Raw genomic sequence first — 19090 nt, 5'->3', positions numbered from 1 at the left:
ATTTATTGTTTGTATTTGATCCCTATTCCTAAAACATAACCGTTTCCGGTATTATAGTCGTAAACCTTATGGTCATTACTATCTAGTAAATTGTATTTTTTGTTGAAATCATAACCAGCTTTAAAATTTAAAAACCAATTGCCGGCAACATTTCTTTCGTATTCTAAAGCCGAAGTCATTTTCGATAAAACAGCTTTTTCAGCATTGTTTCCTGTACTAGATGTTTTATCCAAATGATAAAAATTTCCATTAAAACTATTCGCAAGACTAAATTTGTTTCGATCATTATTAGAATAAGAAATCTTTGAGTCGGGGAATCCAATTTTAAAATCGGTTTTCTCATTCATGTTATAATCAAAAGCAACAATTGGTGTAATCTTGGGCGCTCCAAAAATTGATGTTCTGCCAACTCCGGCAATTACACTCAGTTTTGAACCGATTTGCTGAATGATTTCTAAACTTCCTAAAACAGTAACTTCTGAAAAATCCAATTTGCTTTGAAAATTTGCCGTCGGAATAACAGAAAGTTTCCAATTTGTTCTTTCTGCTATTTCAGATGAATATTCAAATTTGTTTTGAACTTGGTTGAATTTATCCTGATCCGCATAAAAATTATAAGGATTCAATTCGTAATTCACCTTCAAATTAGAATATTCTAAAGTGTTCGCTATTTTGCTTTTTGCTCCTAATTTTTTCTGATAAAAAATAGCAAGGTCTGTTTCGCTAAAATTTATCTTTTCTGTTGGCTCGGTTCTTAAATTAAAAGCGGCGCCAAAATTTTCCTGAGCTTTTAAACCTAAAAATGAAATCAAAAAAAGAGAACAAACTAAAAACCTTACTTTCATTACTTATTTTATTGGCTCAAAATTAGACGGATGAAGTCCTTAAAAAAAAGAAGATATATATATGACGTGTTTTGATAGACAAAATCGCCGTTTTTAGGGTCGAATTAAATTTTGAGAATAGAATTCAGATTATAGATTGTTTTGTACAGTTTGTAGCCATAAAAAGCGCAGTAGTATATGTTATAGTGTGTCGCCAAAGCGTGCAATTTATATTTGCTCAAAAATTAAATTATGCACAAGTTTATTTTGATACTGCTTTTTGTACTTAGCTTATTTTCGTGCGGTACAGATACAGATACTGGAGAATTTACTGTTGGGTCAGATTATTTGGCTTTAAGCAATAAAGTGATCATGATAGATACTGTTACGGTAGAAATGTCAACCATCAATTTTGATTCGCTTGTAACTTCGAACATGAGTAGAATCTTGATAGGAAATTACGATGATCCTATTTTCGGAAAAGTAAAATCAGACAGTTATTTTCAGCTTTCAGGTACTAATTATGCTTTAAATAGTTCGGGTTCCGATACCGAATCGATAAATTATGTTTTCGATTCGATTTCTATGATTCTTAAATATGATAAATATTATTATGGAGATACGACCAAAGTGCAAACATTTGATATTCATCGCTTAATTCAGAAGGTGAAGCCTAATACTGACGACAGCAGTTTTTACAATAATTCTACATTAAGTTATAGTCCCGAAAGCTTGGGAAAAATATCTTTTATACCAAGGCCAACCGAAAAGGACTCTATAAATATTAAAATGAGCAATGAATTTGGAGATGCTCTTTTTCAGAAAATAAAAAAAAGAGAAATTACAGATTTTGACAGCTTTACCGAATATTTGAAAGGGCTGGTTTTAGTTCCAGAAACCTCCAATTCTTCAAGTGTAATTGGATTTAGTGCGGGAAATAGCAAAGTAAGATTGTATTATTCAAAATATATGGGAGATTCAGATCAGGATTCTTTTTTTCTTGATTTTACGATTATAGATCATGCAAAGCAGTTTAATTCTATTTCTTTGAATAAAACGGGGACAATGCTGCAAAATCTTCCCATCTCGAGCAGCAATTTATCAAGTAACCTTACAAATAACCAAGGGTTTATTCAATCTGGAACTGGAGTAGCCTGCAGAGTTGAATTTCCTAATATTAAGCAGTTTAAAAATATTTCAACTAATGGAGCTATTGTAAATGCTGAACTGATTTTGAAGCCAGTAAATAATTCTTATTCTGAGAAATATCCATTGGCAGATTCGCTGGCTGTGTATGTGGGTGATAATTTAAATCGAATAAGCGGAACATTGGTAAATTCTGCTGGAAGCACTGTTTACGGAATATTGAATAAAAAAAGTGATGAGTTTAATGAAAATGTTGGTTATACCATTCCAATAGGGAATTTCCTTCAGAAAGAAATGCTCAAACAATCCGATTCAAGATCATCTCTCATCTTGACATTATCTGGAATTTCTAAATCTGTTGACCGAATTGTTTTGGGTAACCAAAAACATGCAAACAACAAAATTCAGCTGAAAATTTATTACATCTCTTACTAAATGAAAAATAGAATTGTTTTATGGAGCTGCTTCTTTCTAATGTCGCTGACTTCATTTTCTCAAAGTATTTCAAGTTCTCCATATTCGCTTTACGGTGTTGGAAGTTTATATGATTCAGATTTTGGTTATCTGCCTTCCATAGGCGGTTCTGGAATTGCTTTGCCTTCAGATACTTTTATCAATAATCTAAATCCAGCTTCTTTAGGATTTATGTATCAGAATCACTTTCTTTTTGATATTGGCGGAAAAGCTATCGCAACCACATATCAGAGTAGTAATCGCACAGAAAAGCGAAATAATTTTCAATTTTCTCATTTGGCTTTTGCTTTTCCGGTTTCTAAAAATTCTGGTTTTAGTTTAGCGCTTCGTCCATATTCTAGTTCTGTATTTAAAATTTCTAATTTAAAACTTCCAATTGCTGACAGTCAGGAATATTACTATGTAACAGCACAAGGATCAGGAGGTTTAAACAATCTGGATTTTTCATACGGATATCGATTTGGAAAAAAATTAACGGTAGGGGCGACTGGAACAGTGCTTTTTGGAAACACGGTTGATGATCGCGCTTTTTTAATTTCAAATACAATTACTACGATACATAAAAAAACAGATTATAGAGGAGTTCGCGCAACTTTGGGTGCTCAATATAAAATAGATTCTACATTTACAATTGGAACTACAGTTAAAGTTCCAACAAGGATAAATGCTTCCAAAGTGCAAACGGTAACAAGTATTGCAGATGAAGTAGAGACTTCTATAGAAACGGACAAAGCTACAGACGTAGATGATTACTATATGCCTTTAGAAATAGGTTTTGGAGCTAGTAAGCGATTTAAAAATAATCTGAATGTAACTTTAGATTACGAAAGGAGTTTATGGAAAGATACCAACCAGTCTGAGCTTTATGGAAAGTTTGTAAATCAGGATCGTTTTGCGCTGGGGTTTACTTACAGTACCAAAAAGAATGTTAGAAGATATTGGGATAGAGTAGGATATGCGGCAGGTATAAACTTTGACAATGGTTATCTCGAAGTTGACAAACAGCGTGTTAACAGTGCTTCTATTTCTATTGGACTAAATCTGCCAATTGAAAATACGTTTTCGTCACTCAATATTTCTTATTCTTATGGACAGAAAGGGAGAATCGCAAATGATTTAATAAAAGAAAACTACCATAAAATATCACTCAATCTATCGTTAGACGGAATTTGGTTCGTCAAGCGAAAATTCGAATAATAATCTAAAAGTCTTTTTTGATTACTGGATATTTATATTCTAAAATTGATTCTAAAACTTTAGGGTCAGAATTGACATAAAACACTGGATCAATATCTGTACTTTCAGAAAATCCAACTTTATCTTTAAGCAGATTTTTAGTCTGGCGCGCAACAGCTTCTCCTGAATCTATTATTTTAATATGATCTGGGAGAATTTTTTTTATCTGAGGAATCAGATAAGGGTAGTGGCTGCATCCTAAAACCAAGTAATCAATATTAGCTTCAATCATGGGCTGAAGATATGATTCTAACAATTGAGTCATTTCTGGCGAATACAAATTGCCATCTTCAATAAGTTGTACAAGTCCATGCCCAACCTGCTCAATGATTTTTGTGTTATGAAACATCTCAGCAGTTTTATTAAACAGCTCACTATTAAGAGTTCCTTTTGTAGCTAAAATTCCGATAACCTGAGTTTGAGAATTGTTGGCCGCTGGTTTGATAGCAGGTTCAATTCCCACAAACGGAACATCATATTCTGCGCGAAGTTCTACTATAGCATTTGTGGTTGCGGTATTGCAAGCAACAACAATTAGCTTGCAATTATTCTCTAGTAAAAATTCTACATTTTTTTTGCTTAATGCAACAATTTCATCTTTGCTTCTTTGCCCATAAGGAGCATTTTTACTGTCAGCCAGATAAATGGTTTTTTCATTTGGAAGAAGGTCATGAATGGCGCTCCAAATGGAAGTTCCACCAATGCCAGAATCAAAAACACCTATAGGATTATTGTTTATCATAAAGCAAATTTAATATTTTTTAATAAAATTCGTTATTCTAAATTAAGCGAAATCTTGAAATAATACCAAAAATTAGGTTTAATTTTTTGTAAAAAAAAACTGCTCAAATTATATAAATTGAGCAGCTTAATTATCGGAATTTAATTTCTTAGAATCCTAAATCTTTTTTAACATCAGCAGTGATGTTTGGACCATCAGCTAATAATAAAGTAGAACCGTCTAAAACATATTGGAAACCTTTAGCTTTTCCAACTTTTTGGATAGAAGCTCTTACTTTTTCCATTAAAGGTTTTACGATATCTGTTTCTTTTTGTTGTAATTCTTTTTGAGCATTGTCTCTGTAATCAACAATTCTCTTTTGCATATCTTGAACTTCTTTAGAACGCTCACCGTTTACAGCATCTGTTACAGTTGCAGCTTCAGCTTCGTACTTTTTAATTTTCACTTGATATTCGTCAACCATTTTTTTGTATTCAGCATCATATGTACCACTTAATTTTTGCAGTTGATTTTGAGCATCTAGCATAGCAGGCATTTTCGACATGATCTCGCTTACATCAACATGAGCTACCTTCGCTTGTGCGTTCATTGTGTTACTTGCTCCTAAAATAAGAATTGCAGCAATTAGTAAAGTTTTGATTTGTTTCATCATTTTTAAAATATTAATTAATTATTGGTCGTATTTGTTTTTTGCGATTCGGCTTCTTTTGCTTTTTTGGCCGCTTCTCTTTCTTCTAAAATTTTCTTTCTTCTTTCTTCCAATTCCTTTTTACGCTGTTCGTAAAGTAATTGTCTTTCCTCTGCTTTTGTCATTGCTGGCTGTTGAGCGGCAGGTGTTTCTCCAGTTGCTGTTGGCGTTGCAGTTTTAGCAGTTGAGTTTGTTTTGGCAGCATCTGCAGCTGAGGCAGGGACTACTGCTGGAGCTGTTCCAGAAACCGTGCCATTTTTTTTAGCTTCTCTTTCTTCTTGCAACGCTTTTCTTCTGTCGTCGTATTCTTTTCTCTTAGCTTCCTGTTCTAATTTTCTATCCTGAATTAGTTTTTCTCTTGCAGCTCTTTTCTCGTCAAGTGCTTTTTGGCGATCGGCCATTGCTGGATTTTCGTCAATAGCATTTTCCATATTTTCTTTAGCCTCTTGCTCCTTCAATTGCTTTTTGGTCAGCTGTTCACGTTTTTCAGTACGGTTTAAGATTCTTAAAACCTGATCGCTGATGTCAAATCTTTTATTGCTGAAAAGCATAGTTAGATCTGATGATTTATCAAAAACAAAATCATAGTTTTTTGCTTCGGCTATATCTTGTACGGCAGTAAAAACCTGATCTTGTATTGGCTTTGCCAAAGCCGCTTTTTGTCTCATTAGATTTCCATCAGAACCAAATTGCTTCTGCTGATAATCCATCATTTCCTGCTCAAGAAACTTAATTTCTGTTTCTCTTTCTTCTATCAATTCTTTTGTTAGTAAAGCTTTTTCTGTTTTTAAGCTTTCTTTCAAATTATTTATATTTAATTTTTTGGCTTCAACTTCTTGTTTCCACTTTTGAGCTTTTTGCTCTAATTGTGATTTAGCTTCTTTATAATCGGAAACATTTTCTAAAATATATTCCATGTCGATGTAGCCAATTCGAGTAGTCTTTCCTTGTGCCTGACTTGTATTTGCTACAATCAAGGCTAAAAATATAAATAAAAATTGTTTTCTCATAACATAACTTTATTTGATGATTTTTAACCAAACGTTATTTCACTAAAATTGTTGTCCAATGATAAAGTGTGTTTCCCAACCATTAGCTTTTGTTTGTCCTGGAAGAGCATCAAATCCGTAACCAAAGTCAATACCCAATAAACCAAATGCAGGCATGAATACACGTAAACCAGCACCAGCAGAACGGCTTAAGTCAAATGGGTTATAATCTTTGAACGTTGGATATGATGAACCTGCTTCTAAGAACGTTAAGGCATAAATCGAAGCAGATGCTTTTAATGTAATTGGGTAACGCAATTCCATCGAGAACTTGTTGTAAATCGTTGCTCCAATTGCATCTCCATTTGCATTTACAGGAGTCAAAGAGTTGTTTGGATAACCTCTCAACTGAATCGTCTCTCTACCGTCCATTGAGTAGTTTGCCATACCATCACCTCCTAAATAAAAACGCTCAAACGGAATTACACCTCTTTCTTGATTATACGCTCCTAAGAAACCAAACTCTGTTAAGGTTCTTAATACTAGTTTTCCATAAACTTTAGTATACCAGTCTCCTCTAAATTTAACTTTATAATATTCTAACCAGTTATATTTCTTCTGATCGACTTTTGCTACATCTGTATCAGCGCTTGCATAATCAGATCCAACGCTTACATATCCAGTTGTTCCATTTATGGTTTCTGTTTTAACGTAGTCACCATTATTAAGCGGTTTTCCGTCTATACCACTTCCAGATGTTCCTGTATATTGTGTTTTATATTCTTTTTGGTTTTGTAAATCACCATAATCAACTCCATTAAATAATGAATATGGAGGCGTAACTTTTGCTGTAATACTGAATTCAGAACCATATGTCGGGAATATTGGGTTTACCCCTTTATTGCTTCTTGAAAGTCCGATAGTATACGCTAAGTTTCTTGATGCACCATTACCAAAAGTAAACAAACCAGTATTATAATTGTTCAAGTCATAGTGCTGATAACTTACAGATTGTGATAATACGAAGTAGTCATCTGGCACTGTTAATCTTTTTGCTAAACCAACTTGTACTGTAAAAATATTAAAACTTTTGCTTTTATCAACAGTTCTAGTGATGTAATTGTTAAGAAATTGCTTACTGTATGAAATAGATGAACTAAACTGTACCGGTTTTTTTCCTCCAAACCAAGGTTCTGAGAAAGATAAACTATAGGTTTGGAAATAAGTACTTCCTTGTAAACGAAGCGCTACTTTTTGTCCATCTCCCATTGGTAAAGGCTTGTAAGCTTCTTTGTCAAATAATTTTCGAGCAGAGAAGTTGTTGAACGAAAGTCCTAAAGTTCCTATGAAACCTCCGCCGCCATAACCTCCTTGAAGTTCGACTTGGCTAGATCCTTTTTCTACTACGTTGTATTCAATATCAACAGTTCCAGCTCCAGCATCAACGTTTTTGAATTTAGGATCGATTGCCTCAGGATCAAAGAAACCTAATTGACCAATCTCACGGATCGTTCTAACTAATTGTTCTTTACTGTATTTTTCGCCTGGTTTTGTTCTTAACTCACGGTAAATAACGTGGTCATTTGTTTTGTCGTTTCCAACAACTGTAATTTTGTTGAAATAAGCAATAGGACCTTCTGTTACTCTAATCTCAAAATCGATAGTGTCATTAACCGTTTTTACCTCTACAGCATTAATGTTTGAGAACAAATAACCATTGTTTTGGTATAAATTGGTAATGTCTTCTGCGTCTGGTTTTGTCTTATCGGCAATTCTTTTTTCAAGTAAAACTCCGTTATAAGTTTCTCCTTTTTTGATTCCTAAATAACGGCTCAATAGCTGATCTGAATAAACCGTATTACCTAAGAATTTAATATTTCCGAAGTAGTATTTGTTTCCTTCTTCTACGTCAATTTTAATTGCAAGCGTATTTTTTTTCTTATTATATTGTACAGAGTCATAGATGATACGAGCATCGCGGTATCCTTTTTCTTTGTAGGCTGCGATTACTTTTTCTAAGTCAGTTTTATATTTCTCAGGAATAAATTTAGAGGCTTTAAATACGCGAATGAAATTTTTCTGTTTCGTGTCTTTCATTGCAGCTCGCAATTGGTTGTCTGTAAGCTGTTTATTTCCTGTAAAATCAATGCTGCTGATTTTTACTTTGTCTCCTTTATCTATCCTGACAAGCATGTTTACCTGATGCCCGTTGATAGTGTCTGGAGTATTGGTGATAGTAACTTTTGTGTTATAAAACCCTTCTTTTTTGTATTTGTTTTCGATGTAATTTTTGGTCGTTGTAATTAAGTTTTCGTTGACAATTTTGTTTTTTGTCAGGTTGTTATCTTTAATTAAGCCTTCGACTTTACTTTTCTTAACACCAACAATTTTAACCTCGTTTAATTTAGGAAGCTCAACAATATCTAAATCTAAATAAATACTATCATTTTCTACTTTATTAACATAGAAAGCGATTTCGTCAAAAAGGCCCAGTTTACCTAATTTTTTAATTGCGCTACTGATTTCTTCTCCAGGAACAGTGATTTCCTGACCTTTTTGAAGCCCAGAAAAGGTAACAACAGTCTGCTCATTGAAGCTTATTTTACCAACAACAGAAACTTTAGCTAGAATATATTTTTTCCCTTGATCAAAAGGAACTCTTTCTTGTGCTTTAATTTGTGAAAAACTACCCAATAGTAAAAGGGTAAGGACTATTTGTATTTTTTTTTGCAACACTAAAAAATTATTTAATTTGTTCACTGGTTTTTCCAAATCTACGTTCTCTTTTTTGATAACTAATAATAGCCTCATATAAATCTTGGTCTTTAAAGTCTGGCCACAAGACATTAGTAAAATATAATTCTGCATAGGCAATCTGCCACAGCAAAAAATTACTTATTCTATGTTCTCCACTTGTTCGTATTAATAAATCTACGTCAGGTAAATTTTGCGTGTAAAGATGCTCATTTATAATTGAATCGTCAATAGTGTCTATTGAAATTATATTATTTTTAACTTTATCACTAATTGCTTTTACAGCATTCACCAGTTCCTCTCTGGAGCCATAACTTAAAGCGAGGGTAAGGGTTAAACGAGTATTATTTTTAGTTTTTTCCATAACATCCAAAAGTTCTTTTTGGGCTGTTTTTGGTAATTTATCAAGATTTCCAATTGCATTAAGTCTGATATTGTTTTCCTGAAGGGTAACAAGCTCTTTTTTTAATGAATTGATCAATATTTTCATTAATGCCTGTACTTCCAATTTAGGACGATTCCAATTTTCTGTCGAAAAAGCATATAGGGTTAAATATTCAATTCCAAGTCTGGCTGAGGTTTTGATGATTTCTTTTACAGATTTTGTCCCATTTTCATGGCCAAACGCGCGTAAATAGCCTTGTTGTTTTGCCCAGCGTCCATTGCCGTCCATGATAATGGCAAGGTGTTTAGGTAAGTTTGTGTGATCTATTGATTCTATTAAATTCATTTTATTCTGGGCAATAGCAAGGTTTCTGTCCAAAGGTGTACGTTAAAGTAACACCTGAAAAAACATACCAGTCATTATTATTTAAATTTCCAAATTTCATAATATTTGGATTACTTGTATTAGGATTGCTTCCGTCTATATTATCAGTAAAAGTGTAACGCGCCCCGACTTCAGCGGCCAAAATAAAACGTGGCGATATATTTGATTTTATACCTAATATAATAGGTATGGCTATAGAGCTTTGATTTTTTAGTTCGTATACTGTGTTTGGGCTTGTAGTGTATCGGTATAAGTTGCTAAAGAAAAAGTAATTTAATCCTGTAAAAACATAAGGCGTTATTTTTGTATGATAATCGTGGAGATTAAAATCGAAAAAATTGAATTCTAATCCTGCAGATAGCTCTTTAATGTCATTGTCGAAACGATAGCCCCTTTGATTTCTTCCTGTTTCATCAGATTTAAAATCATTTCCAGTAATATTTGATTGTGTGTAAGAAAATCTCCAAGAGTGCCTTGGACTTCTATTCCATTTGTAAAGAATACCAAAAGCTGGTTTTTCAGGTGAGATGTAGGTTGTTTTTCCAACATCGCCTATAAAGTTACTTCCGCCAAAAAAAACACCAATCTCGTTTATTTGAGCATTTAGTGTAATAAGAGGGAAAAAACATAACAATAAATTAAAAATTTTCTTCATTTAATTCAAAATTGCGTGCAAATATAATAATTATCAATACGAATCAAAGTTCCTTTAGTTAAATGTGCTTTTTTTTCATTTTATGATATGATTTTGAGCCATTTAATGATGATTCACTACATGCAGAACGAGAAAATGTGGTATTATCGTATAGTGAAGAATCAGAAAAGAGTTTAATTTCTTTTATCTTCTCCCCAGAGCAATTTATTTCTTAAGGTTTTCAAGAAAGTTTCGCCTGGTATTTCAACCATTTTAATTTTGTAATCTGTTTTTTTTATTTTTAAAATAGACTCGTTTTTTACAGAAGAAATCCTCGAGTCTAAAGAAACCAAATATTGGTCTTCTCTTCCTGTAACACGCAATGTAATTTCGGTATCGTCAGGAATAACAAGCGGTCTAGCGGTTAAATTATGTGGGGCAATTGGTGTAATAACTAAACTCTTTACATCTGGTGTTAAAATTGGCCCGCCACAGCTTAGAGAATAACCAGTTGATCCGGTTGGCGTTGAAATGATTAGTCCGTCGGCCCAGTAAGAATTTAAATATTCGTTGTTCAAGTAAGTTTCAACTGTAATCATCGAAGTCGTGTCTTTTCTACTCACTGTAACTTCGTTCATAGCGAAATTTAGTTCCTTAAAAGCTTCGTTATACGGTTCACATGTTATTCCTAATAAGGTTCTTTCAGAAGTTGTATAGTTTTGGCTAATAACATATTGAAGCAAAATATCGATGTTTTCTTTTTGAACTTTAGCCAAAAAACCTAATCTTCCAGCGTTGATTCCTAATAAAGGAACGCCAGAATTACGAACGAAAGCAGCGGCTCTTAAAATTGTTCCATCACCACCAATACTGATTAACATTTCGAAACTATTGTCTAAAGCAGTACTTGGGGAAAAAGTTTTGTATTCTTTTTTTACAAGCTGTTTTTCATAAAGCATATTCAGAAAATTTTCTTCAATTACCATCTCGATATTATTGGTATTAAAGAAATTGAAAATGTCTTTTATGATAGGTTCGGTACTGTTCTGATAATATTGTCCGTAAATGGCTATTTTCATTCGTTGTTAAATTAGAGAATTGGTCAATGTTTCAATTAGAGAATTAGGAAATGCTAAAATCATCTAATTATCTAATTTTCCCATTGGCACATTCATAACTTATATATTAAGGTACTTGTCTAAGTAATCTGATCGTTCTTTTAAACTGTTAATATAGGTGTCTTCCTGATGTTCTGAAATGATTTCGTAACCATACCTTCTGTAGGTTTGGATGATTTCATTAATTGCCCCTAAACCAATTTTTACAGTAATCTGAACATTCTCTGTATCAGCCTCCGAAACAAAACATCCTAAAATTTTACCATTGTTGCTTTCTACAATTTGAGTCACCTCACTCATAGAATAATCCAAAAGGCCTTTTTGAACAATAATAATCGCGCCTGGCTCTTTTAAAAATGGAGTTTCCTGAAAAAATTTCATGATGTCTTCCATTTCGTAATATCCAATGTAATTATTATTCTCGTCAAGAATTGGAAGAAGGTTGGTGTGGTTTTTGGCAAAAACTTCTAGAACGTCTAGCCAAATCATCGATTTTCTGGCAAAAAAACGTTCTAAAGTATATTTGTAATCAATTGCTTTTTTTTCAATGTCAAATGTTTCAACATCGTCAGAAGAGATGCTTCCAATAAAAACACCATCTTCTAAAATCGGAAAATGAGAAAAATTTACATCGACAAAAAAGTCCTGAATCGACGCTATTGTTTCCTGACTGTCAATTGCCCTGAAATCGTTTGTGATATAGTTTGTAATTTCTGTCATAAATCAATTGAGGATATTTGATGCAAAATAATCAAAAAATACCGAAAACCGCTCTGTTTTACTTTGTATTTTTGTCGTAACAAATATAATGTTACTAGAATTAATATCTATTTATATGACAAAATTAAGTGTAAATATCAATAAAATAGCAACGCTTCGAAATGCCCGCGGCGGAAATGTTCCCGATTTATTAAAAGTAGCGACAGATATTCAGCGTTTTGGAGGGCAGGGAATTACAATTCATCCTCGTCCAGACGAGCGTCATATTCGTTATCAAGATGCACGTGATTTAAAAGCTATTGTTACAACAGAATATAATATTGAAGGAAATCCGCAGCATAATTTTATTGATTTGGTTTTAGAATGCAAACCAGATCAAGTGACATTGGTTCCAGATGCAATTGGAGCGATAACTTCATCTGCAGGATGGGATACCATTAAAAATCAAGATTATTTAACTGAAGTTATTCAGGAATTTCAAAGAAACGGAATTAGAACGTCTATTTTTGTTGATCCGATTTTAGAAATGATTGAAGGTGCAAAGAAAACAGGAACAGATAGAATTGAATTGTATACAGAATCTTTTGCGCATCAATATAGTTTAGGAAACGAAAAAGGAATTGAACCGTACACTAAAGCGGCAGAATTGGCAAATGAATTTGGCCTAGGAATCAATGCTGGACACGATTTAAGTTTAGATAATATCAAGTTTTTCAAACAGAATATTCCAGGTTTATTAGAAGTTTCTATTGGTCATGCTTTAATTTCAGAGGCGCTTTATCTTGGTCTGGATAATACTGTAAATATGTATCTGAATAAATTGAAATAATTCGTTTAAAGGAAAAAAATAAAAATATGCTTTATTCAAAAATAGAAGGCGAAGGAAAACCATTTATCATCATGCATGGCTTTCTGGGAATGTCTGATAACTGGAAAACTCTTGCGGGACAATATGTAGAAGCCGGATTTCAAGTTCATATTTTAGATTTAAGAAACCACGGCCGCAGTTTTCATTCGGATGAATGGAGTTACGAGGCGATGGTTCGAGATGTTTATGAATACTGTCAGGCAAATAATCTAACGCGAATTGATATCCTAGGCCATTCAATGGGAGGAAAAGTAGCGATGCTTTTTGCAACGACTCATCCTGAAATTGTAGACAAATTGATTGTGGCAGATATTGGTCCGAGATTCTACAAACAGCATCACCAAGATATTTTGGCAGGATTAAATGCTGTTGATTTTTCGGTAAAACCAAGTCGAAATGATGTGGAGGCAATTTTATCACAATATGTAACAGATTTTGGAACGCGCCAGTTTTTGCTAAAGAATTTATATTGGAAAGAACCTGGGCAATTGGCTTTCCGATTTAATTTAGAGGTTTTCAATAATAATTTAGATGCTATTGGGAAGCCTTTGGCAGATAATCTGGTTTTTAATAATCCGACATTATTTATTAGAGGAGGAAATTCGGGCTATATTCAAGATCAGGATATTGACGGAATCCGAAAGCATTTTCCAAATTTAAAATTAGAAACGATTCCAAATGCTGGGCATTGGCTTCATGCTGAAAATCCGCAGCTGTTTTTCGAATTGACCACTACGTTTTTAAAAGAGTAGTTCTTTTTGATGAAATTTTATTACTTTTAAATAAATTTTAAACCTCAAGAACCATGAAATTATTACTTAGACTCCTTGTTACTGCTGCTTTAGTTTTGTTGTTGTCTAATATTTTGACTGGAGTGCATGTGGCTAGTTTTGGTACAGCTCTAATTGTTGCAGTAGTTTTAGGATTACTGAATGTTTTTATAAAACCAATTTTAGTGATTTTAACTTTGCCAGTTACATTGGTCACATTAGGTTTGTTTTTGCTGGTGATCAACGCGGTAATTATTTTGCTGTGCACTAATATTGTAGGCGGTTTTGCAGTAAATTCATTTTGGACAGCATTAATATTCAGTATTATTTTGTCTATACTCCAATCCCTTACTTATAAAATATTGGGAGACGATAAATAAAAACAAATCGAGCAGATTAAAACTGCTTCAAATACAATAGATTAAAAACTTGGTTGGGTTGCAAAAATTTTATAATTTTGCAACCCAATTTTATTACGTAAATTAAAGAAGAAGATGGATATTAAAAGAGTAGCAATAGACGCTGTAAACGAGACGATTGTTATGAACGTTGTTCATATGGATTATAAAGGTCAAGTAGCAAAAAGAATCAACGAAAAAATGCCTTTAGCGCAAGTAAAAGGATTTAGAAAAGGACAAGTTCCTAAAGATCTTGTTGAAAAACAATACGGAAAAGCTATTAAGCAAGAAGAGATCAAAAAAGTAGTTGATTTGGCTTTAGAGCGTTATATTCAATCTGAAAGATTAAATCTTTTAGGAACTCCGCTTCCAAAAGTAAACGAAGATTTTAACTGGGATGCAGAAGAATTAACTTTCGAGTACGAAATTGGTTTAGTGCCAAACTTTGAAATTGATTTGGAAGCTAAAAATAATATCGTAAAATACGTTGTTACTGCTGACGATAAATTAATCGACGGACAAGTTGAGCGTATACAAAAACAATTTGGAAAAGCAGTTCCACAAGAAGTATCTGATGCAAAATCTGACTTAACTGGAACTTTCGCAAGCGAAGCAAACGGAATCAATAATACTACTACAATTTCTGTTGATACATTTAGCAAAAAAGCTCAAAAACAATTCATAGGTAAAAAAGTTGGAGATGTTGTTATAGTAAGCACAAAAGGTTTATTTGATGACGATCACCAATTAATGGATTACTTAAAAGTAGGTCACGAAGGTGTTCACGGTTTAGATGTTGAGGTAAACTTCACAATCGAAGCTATCAACGGTTCTGAACCAGCTGAATTGAACCAAGAATTATTTGATAAACTTTTTGGAGAAGGAAAAGTAGCTTCTTTAGAAGATTTAAAAGCTAAAATTAAAGAAGATGCTGAAGCACAATTCGCGCAGCAAGCAGAACAAAAATTATTATTAGATGTTCAGGATTTCTTAATCGAAAACACAAAATTCGATTTACCAGCTAAATTCTTGAAAAAATGGTTGCAAACTGTTGGAGAGAAGAAATTAACTCCAGAAGAAGCTGAGGTAGAATACGCAAGATCTGAAAAAGGTTTACGTTTCCAACTAATTGAAGGAAAAGCTTTAGCTCAAAGCAATATCCAAATTACATTTGAAGATTTGAAAGAGTTTACATCAAACGCAATCAGACAGCAGATGGCTCAATTTGGTCAAACAAACCCAACTGACGAAGAAGTTCAAGGAATCGTAGCTAGAGTTTTATCTAACCAAGATGAAGTGAAAAGACTTTCTGAGCAAGTTGTAGCATCTAAGATGTTGGAAATCTTCAAAGAAAAAGCTAACCCAACTACTAAAGAGGTTACTTACGAAGAATTTATCGCAGCTTCTTACGGTGAATAAATCTAAGTCTGAAAAGTCAAAAGTTTTTAAGTCGAAAGTTAGGAAGTATACTTTTTAAAAATTAAGATTTTATTACAGAAACTGAAAGATAAAAATAATTATATTTGAACGTCAATGGAATTTTTATTCTGTTGACGTTCTTTTTTTGTTTCAGATTTCAAGTTGGTAAATGTTCCTTAGCAAAAAAACTTAGAACCTTAGCGCCTTAGAATCTTAGCATCTTAAAAAAAGAAGACAAATTGGCATCCTTCATAAAAAGGTATGAACTTTGTTTAATTCGTTTTAGTCATTTTCTGACTTTAGACTTTTCAACTTTAAACTAAAAATATGAACTACGGTAAAGAATTCAAAAAATTTGCTACAAAGCACCAAGGGGTAAACGCAATGTATTACGATAAAATCGTAGCGGCAATGACTCCAACCAACATGACTCCATATATTATAGAAGAGCGTCAGCTGAATATTTCTCAATTAGACGTTTTCTCAAGATTAATGATGGACAGAATTATCTTTTTAGGAACTGGTATTGACGATCAGATTGCTAATATCGTTCAGGCTCAGTTGTTATTTTTAGAAAGCGCTGATGCTTCAAAAGATATTCAAATTTATTTAAACTCTCCAGGAGGAAGTGTTTACGCAGGTTTAGGAATTTACGATACTATGCAATACATCAAGCCTGATGTAGCGACAATTTGTACAGGAATGGCAGCTTCTATGGGAGCAGTTTTATTATGTGCTGGAGCTGCAGGAAAACGTTCTGCATTGCCTCATTCAAGAGTTATGATTCACCAGCCGTCTGGAGGAGCGCAAGGTGTTGCAACAGATATGGAAATCAATTTACGTGAGATGTTAAAATTAAAAGATGAGCTTTACAATATTATTTCTCATCATTCTGGTCAGACTTTCGAAAGAGTTCACAAAGACAGTGAACGTGATTACTGGATGAAAGCAGACGAAGCAAAAGAATACGGAATGATTGACGAGGTATTAAGAAGAGGATAATTTTTTAAGCTTTAAATTGTTTAAGGATTCAAGTTCAAATTTGGTGTATAACACAAACCAACTTGAAACTTGGAACCTGAAACTTGAAACAAAAAATAAATATTAAGCTGCAAAGAATTAAGTTTTTAAGTTTTAATTAAATCAAAAAGCTTAGAAACTTAGTATCTTTGCAGCTTAGTAACTTAAATAGAATGGCAAAAGTAGTATTAGAATGTTCGTTTTGTGGAAGAAAGAAGCCAGAAACTAATTTATTAATAGCTGGTATCAATGCACATATTTGTGATAAGTGTATTGAACAGGCACACGGAATTGTTTTAGAAGAATTAAAATCTAGCGGAAGCGCGAAACTAGTTGGGGACTTGATTTTGAAGAAACCAAAAGAAATTAGAGCTTTCCTAGATCAATATGTTATTGGTCAAGATCAGACTAAAAAAGTAATGTCGGTTGCGGTTTACAATCACTACAAACGTTTAATGCAACAGCAATTGGATGATGAAGTTGAGATTGAAAAAAGCAACATCATTATGGTTGGTCAGACAGGAACAGGGAAAACATTAGTGGCAAAAACTATTGCTAAAATGTTAGACGTTCCTTTGGCAATTGTTGATGCAACTGTATTGACAGAAGCTGGATATGTTGGAGAAGACGTTGAAAGTATTTTGACTCGTTTGCTTCAGGCTGCAGATTATGACGTAGCAAAAGCAGAAAGAGGAATCGTATTTATTGATGAAATCGATAAAATCGCTCGTAAAAGTGATAATCCATCTATAACTCGTGACGTTTCTGGAGAAGGTGTTCAACAGGCATTATTGAAGTTATTGGAAGGAACAGTCGTAAACGTACCTCCAAAAGGAGGACGTAAACATCCAGACCAAAAATTCGTTGAGGTGAATACTCAAAATATCTTATTTATTGCTGGTGGTGCTTTTGATGGAGTAGAACGTATTATTTCAAAACGTTTAAACCGTCAGGCAGTTGGTTACTCTACTTCTAAAAACACTGACAATATTGATAAAGATAATTTATTGCAATACATCATACCAAAAGATATCAAAGACTTTGGTTTGATTCCTGAGATTATTGGACGTTTGCCAGTTTTAACGCACATGGATCCTTTGGATAAAGCAACGCTTCGTGCGATTTTAACACAGCCTAAAAATGCATTGATCAAACAATATCAGAAATTATTCTTAATGGATGATGTTGAATTTACGATTACAGACGAGGCTTTAGATTTTATTGTAGATAAAGCTTTAGAGTATAAACTAGGAGCTCGTGGATTGCGTTCATTATGTGAAGCTATCTTGACAGATGCCATGTACGAACTGCCAACATCAGATGATATAAGTTTGACAATCGACAAAGAATATGCAGAACATACGCTAAGCAAAAACTTATTGAAGCGTATGGAAATTGCTTCTTAAAGTAAAAAATAACTTTGACAAAGTTCAATTATAGAACCTGCTCATTTATTTGAGCAGGTTTTTTTATTATTGCACTCTAAATTTTTCGCGATATTCAATAGGTTTCATGCCGACCATTTTATAAAACACTTTTCTAAAAGCTTTAGGATCGTTGTAACCTGTTTTTTCAATAATCTCAGAGATTGAAAGTTGGGTTTGCTCTAGATATTTCTTCGAACTTTCAACTCTAATATTCTGTAAATATTCAATTGGCGGAATTCCTGTCACTTGTTTGAAACGGCGTGTCATGTTTCGAGCACTTGTCGGAATATCTTTCGTGATTTCTTCCAGTTTTTCGATGGAATGGTACTGACTTTCAATTTTTTGCTGTAGCATAGCTACTAAAGAATCATTATGTAAATGATTGGGTCTAAAAGTACTGAAATAGCTTTGTTTGTATCTGTTCAAATCGATAGAAAATATTTTGGCGATTTTAACAGCCATCTCATTACCGCAGAATTTCTGAACCAAAAGAATTAATAAGTGAAAAGTTGAAGTTGATCCTCCGCTGGTGTATAAACTTCCGTCTGCAGTTAGCGTTTCTTCAGGTTTTAGTTTTACCATCGGAAAAGCTTTTGTAAAAGCGCTGCAAGCATCAACATGTGTGGTGGCCAATTTTTCATTTAGTAAACCAGAAGCAGCAAACAAAAAAGCTCCCGTGCAAAAACTCGCCAATTCGGCTCCTGCCTTGTGCTGTTTTTGCAGCCACGGAATAAAACTTTTATTCTTCTTGATCATTTCGCTCATATTGTCGGTAGTAAAGGCGGGAATTAAAATTAAGTCTAGAATACTATCCGAAGTTTCAATGGCATTGCTTTTATATCCAAATACATTTCCTTGATCGGACTGCTCTTGGGATTGAAAAATCATAATTTCGAATGGTTTCTCATCTCCAGACGTAAGTTTATTTGTGGTTTCGAATACTTCTAATATTGCAGCAATGCTCAGTAATTTATAGTCGTGAGGTACGATTAATCCTAGTTTCTTGCTCATGATTTTTGGTCTTTTGGAATTTCAGTATCTTACAAAAATAAGCAAATTGTCTCAAATGCCCCTAAAAATGACTTTTATTGGCA

The 19090-nt window shown here is 33.4% G+C and carries 18 protein-coding genes; 8 read left to right on the top strand and 10 right to left on the bottom strand.

The window, feature by feature from the left end; genetic code table 11:
* Window positions 1-2: 2 nt before the first annotated feature.
* Window positions 3-845: a DUF6268 family outer membrane beta-barrel protein gene (locus tag BB050_RS04530; RefSeq protein WP_066032767.1), complete on the bottom strand. Its 843-nt coding sequence runs from the start codon at window positions 843-845 to the stop codon at window positions 3-5.
* A 231-nt stretch (window positions 846-1076) separates the two neighbouring features.
* On the opposite strand from BB050_RS04530, the gene BB050_RS04525 reads away from it, so the two are divergent.
* Together BB050_RS04525 and BB050_RS04520 are read left to right on the top strand one after the other, a co-directional pair.
* A complete protein-coding gene (locus BB050_RS04525) occupies window positions 1077-2405 on the top strand; it encodes a DUF4270 family protein (RefSeq protein WP_066032766.1) in 1329 nt (442 codons plus the stop codon).
* On the top strand, window positions 2406-3641 hold the full coding sequence (locus tag BB050_RS04520) for an aromatic hydrocarbon degradation protein (RefSeq protein ID WP_066032765.1): 1236 nt from the start codon (window positions 2406-2408) through the stop codon (window positions 3639-3641).
* A 4-nt stretch (window positions 3642-3645) separates the two neighbouring features.
* Here the strand turns inward: BB050_RS04520 and murI are convergent, their stop codons facing one another.
* The 8 genes from murI to BB050_RS04480 form a co-directional block, all read right to left on the bottom strand.
* The gene (murI, locus tag BB050_RS04515; protein ID WP_008467324.1) at window positions 3646-4422 is read right to left on the bottom strand and encodes a glutamate racemase; all 777 of its coding nucleotides are present in this window, start codon (window positions 4420-4422) and stop codon (window positions 3646-3648) included.
* A gap of 148 nt (window positions 4423-4570) precedes the next feature.
* A complete protein-coding gene (locus BB050_RS04510) occupies window positions 4571-5074 on the bottom strand; it encodes an OmpH/Skp family outer membrane protein (RefSeq protein ID WP_170830271.1) in 504 nt (167 codons plus the stop codon).
* A 14-nt stretch (window positions 5075-5088) separates the two neighbouring features.
* The gene (locus tag BB050_RS04505) at window positions 5089-6120 is read right to left on the bottom strand and encodes an OmpH/Skp family outer membrane protein (protein ID WP_066032764.1); all 1032 of its coding nucleotides are present in this window, start codon (window positions 6118-6120) and stop codon (window positions 5089-5091) included.
* Window positions 6121-6162: 42 nt separating this feature from the next.
* On the bottom strand, window positions 6163-8910 hold the full coding sequence (locus BB050_RS04500; RefSeq protein ID WP_066032763.1) for a BamA/OMP85 family outer membrane protein: 2748 nt from the start codon (window positions 8908-8910) through the stop codon (window positions 6163-6165).
* Entirely contained in the window at window positions 8843-9583 is a 741-nt protein-coding gene (locus BB050_RS04495) for an isoprenyl transferase (protein ID WP_008467320.1), read from the bottom strand. The genes BB050_RS04500 and BB050_RS04495 overlap by 68 nt, the downstream gene beginning before the upstream one ends.
* A 1-nt stretch (window position 9584) precedes the next feature.
* A complete protein-coding gene (porG, locus tag BB050_RS04490) occupies window positions 9585-10277 on the bottom strand; it encodes a type IX secretion system protein PorG (RefSeq protein WP_008467319.1) in 693 nt (230 codons plus the stop codon).
* 173 nt (window positions 10278-10450) lie between these two features.
* Complete coding sequence (locus BB050_RS04485) at window positions 10451-11335, bottom strand: NAD kinase (RefSeq protein ID WP_008467317.1); 885 nt, start codon at window positions 11333-11335, stop codon at window positions 10451-10453.
* A 99-nt stretch (window positions 11336-11434) separates the two neighbouring features.
* Window positions 11435-12094 (bottom strand): CBS domain-containing protein, encoded by a 660-nt coding sequence (locus BB050_RS04480; RefSeq protein ID WP_008467315.1) that lies wholly within the window; start codon window positions 12092-12094, stop codon window positions 11435-11437.
* A 115-nt stretch (window positions 12095-12209) separates the two neighbouring features.
* On the opposite strand from BB050_RS04480, the gene BB050_RS04475 reads away from it, so the two are divergent.
* From BB050_RS04475 to clpX, 6 genes are all read left to right on the top strand, one after another.
* Window positions 12210-12923, top strand: a complete 714-nt coding sequence (locus BB050_RS04475) for a pyridoxine 5'-phosphate synthase (protein WP_066035096.1) — start codon at window positions 12210-12212, stop codon at window positions 12921-12923.
* 26 nt (window positions 12924-12949) lie between these two features.
* A complete protein-coding gene (locus BB050_RS04470; protein WP_066032762.1) occupies window positions 12950-13714 on the top strand; it encodes an alpha/beta fold hydrolase in 765 nt (254 codons plus the stop codon).
* 53 nt (window positions 13715-13767) lie between these two features.
* A complete protein-coding gene (locus BB050_RS04465; RefSeq protein WP_008467309.1) occupies window positions 13768-14112 on the top strand; it encodes a phage holin family protein in 345 nt (114 codons plus the stop codon).
* A 114-nt stretch (window positions 14113-14226) separates the two neighbouring features.
* Complete coding sequence (locus BB050_RS04460; protein WP_066032761.1) at window positions 14227-15549, top strand: trigger factor; 1323 nt, start codon at window positions 14227-14229, stop codon at window positions 15547-15549.
* Between the two features lie 327 nt (window positions 15550-15876).
* Window positions 15877-16551, top strand: a complete 675-nt coding sequence (gene clpP, locus BB050_RS04455) for an ATP-dependent Clp endopeptidase proteolytic subunit ClpP (RefSeq protein WP_008467307.1) — start codon at window positions 15877-15879, stop codon at window positions 16549-16551.
* A 191-nt stretch (window positions 16552-16742) separates the two neighbouring features.
* Window positions 16743-17975: an ATP-dependent Clp protease ATP-binding subunit ClpX gene (clpX, locus tag BB050_RS04450; protein WP_008467306.1), complete on the top strand. Its 1233-nt coding sequence runs from the start codon at window positions 16743-16745 to the stop codon at window positions 17973-17975.
* 66 nt (window positions 17976-18041) lie between these two features.
* Here clpX and BB050_RS04445 read toward each other — a convergent pair whose 3' ends face one another.
* Window positions 18042-19007: a GlxA family transcriptional regulator gene (locus BB050_RS04445; RefSeq protein WP_066032760.1), complete on the bottom strand. Its 966-nt coding sequence runs from the start codon at window positions 19005-19007 to the stop codon at window positions 18042-18044.
* Window positions 19008-19090: the final 83 nt, after the last annotated feature.

Origin of the sequence: Flavobacterium anhuiense, assembly GCF_001705175.1 — a bacterium.
GTDB lineage: Bacteria > Bacteroidota > Bacteroidia > Flavobacteriales > Flavobacteriaceae > Flavobacterium > Flavobacterium anhuiense.
This window is presented reverse-complemented; position numbering and strand designations above follow the sequence as displayed.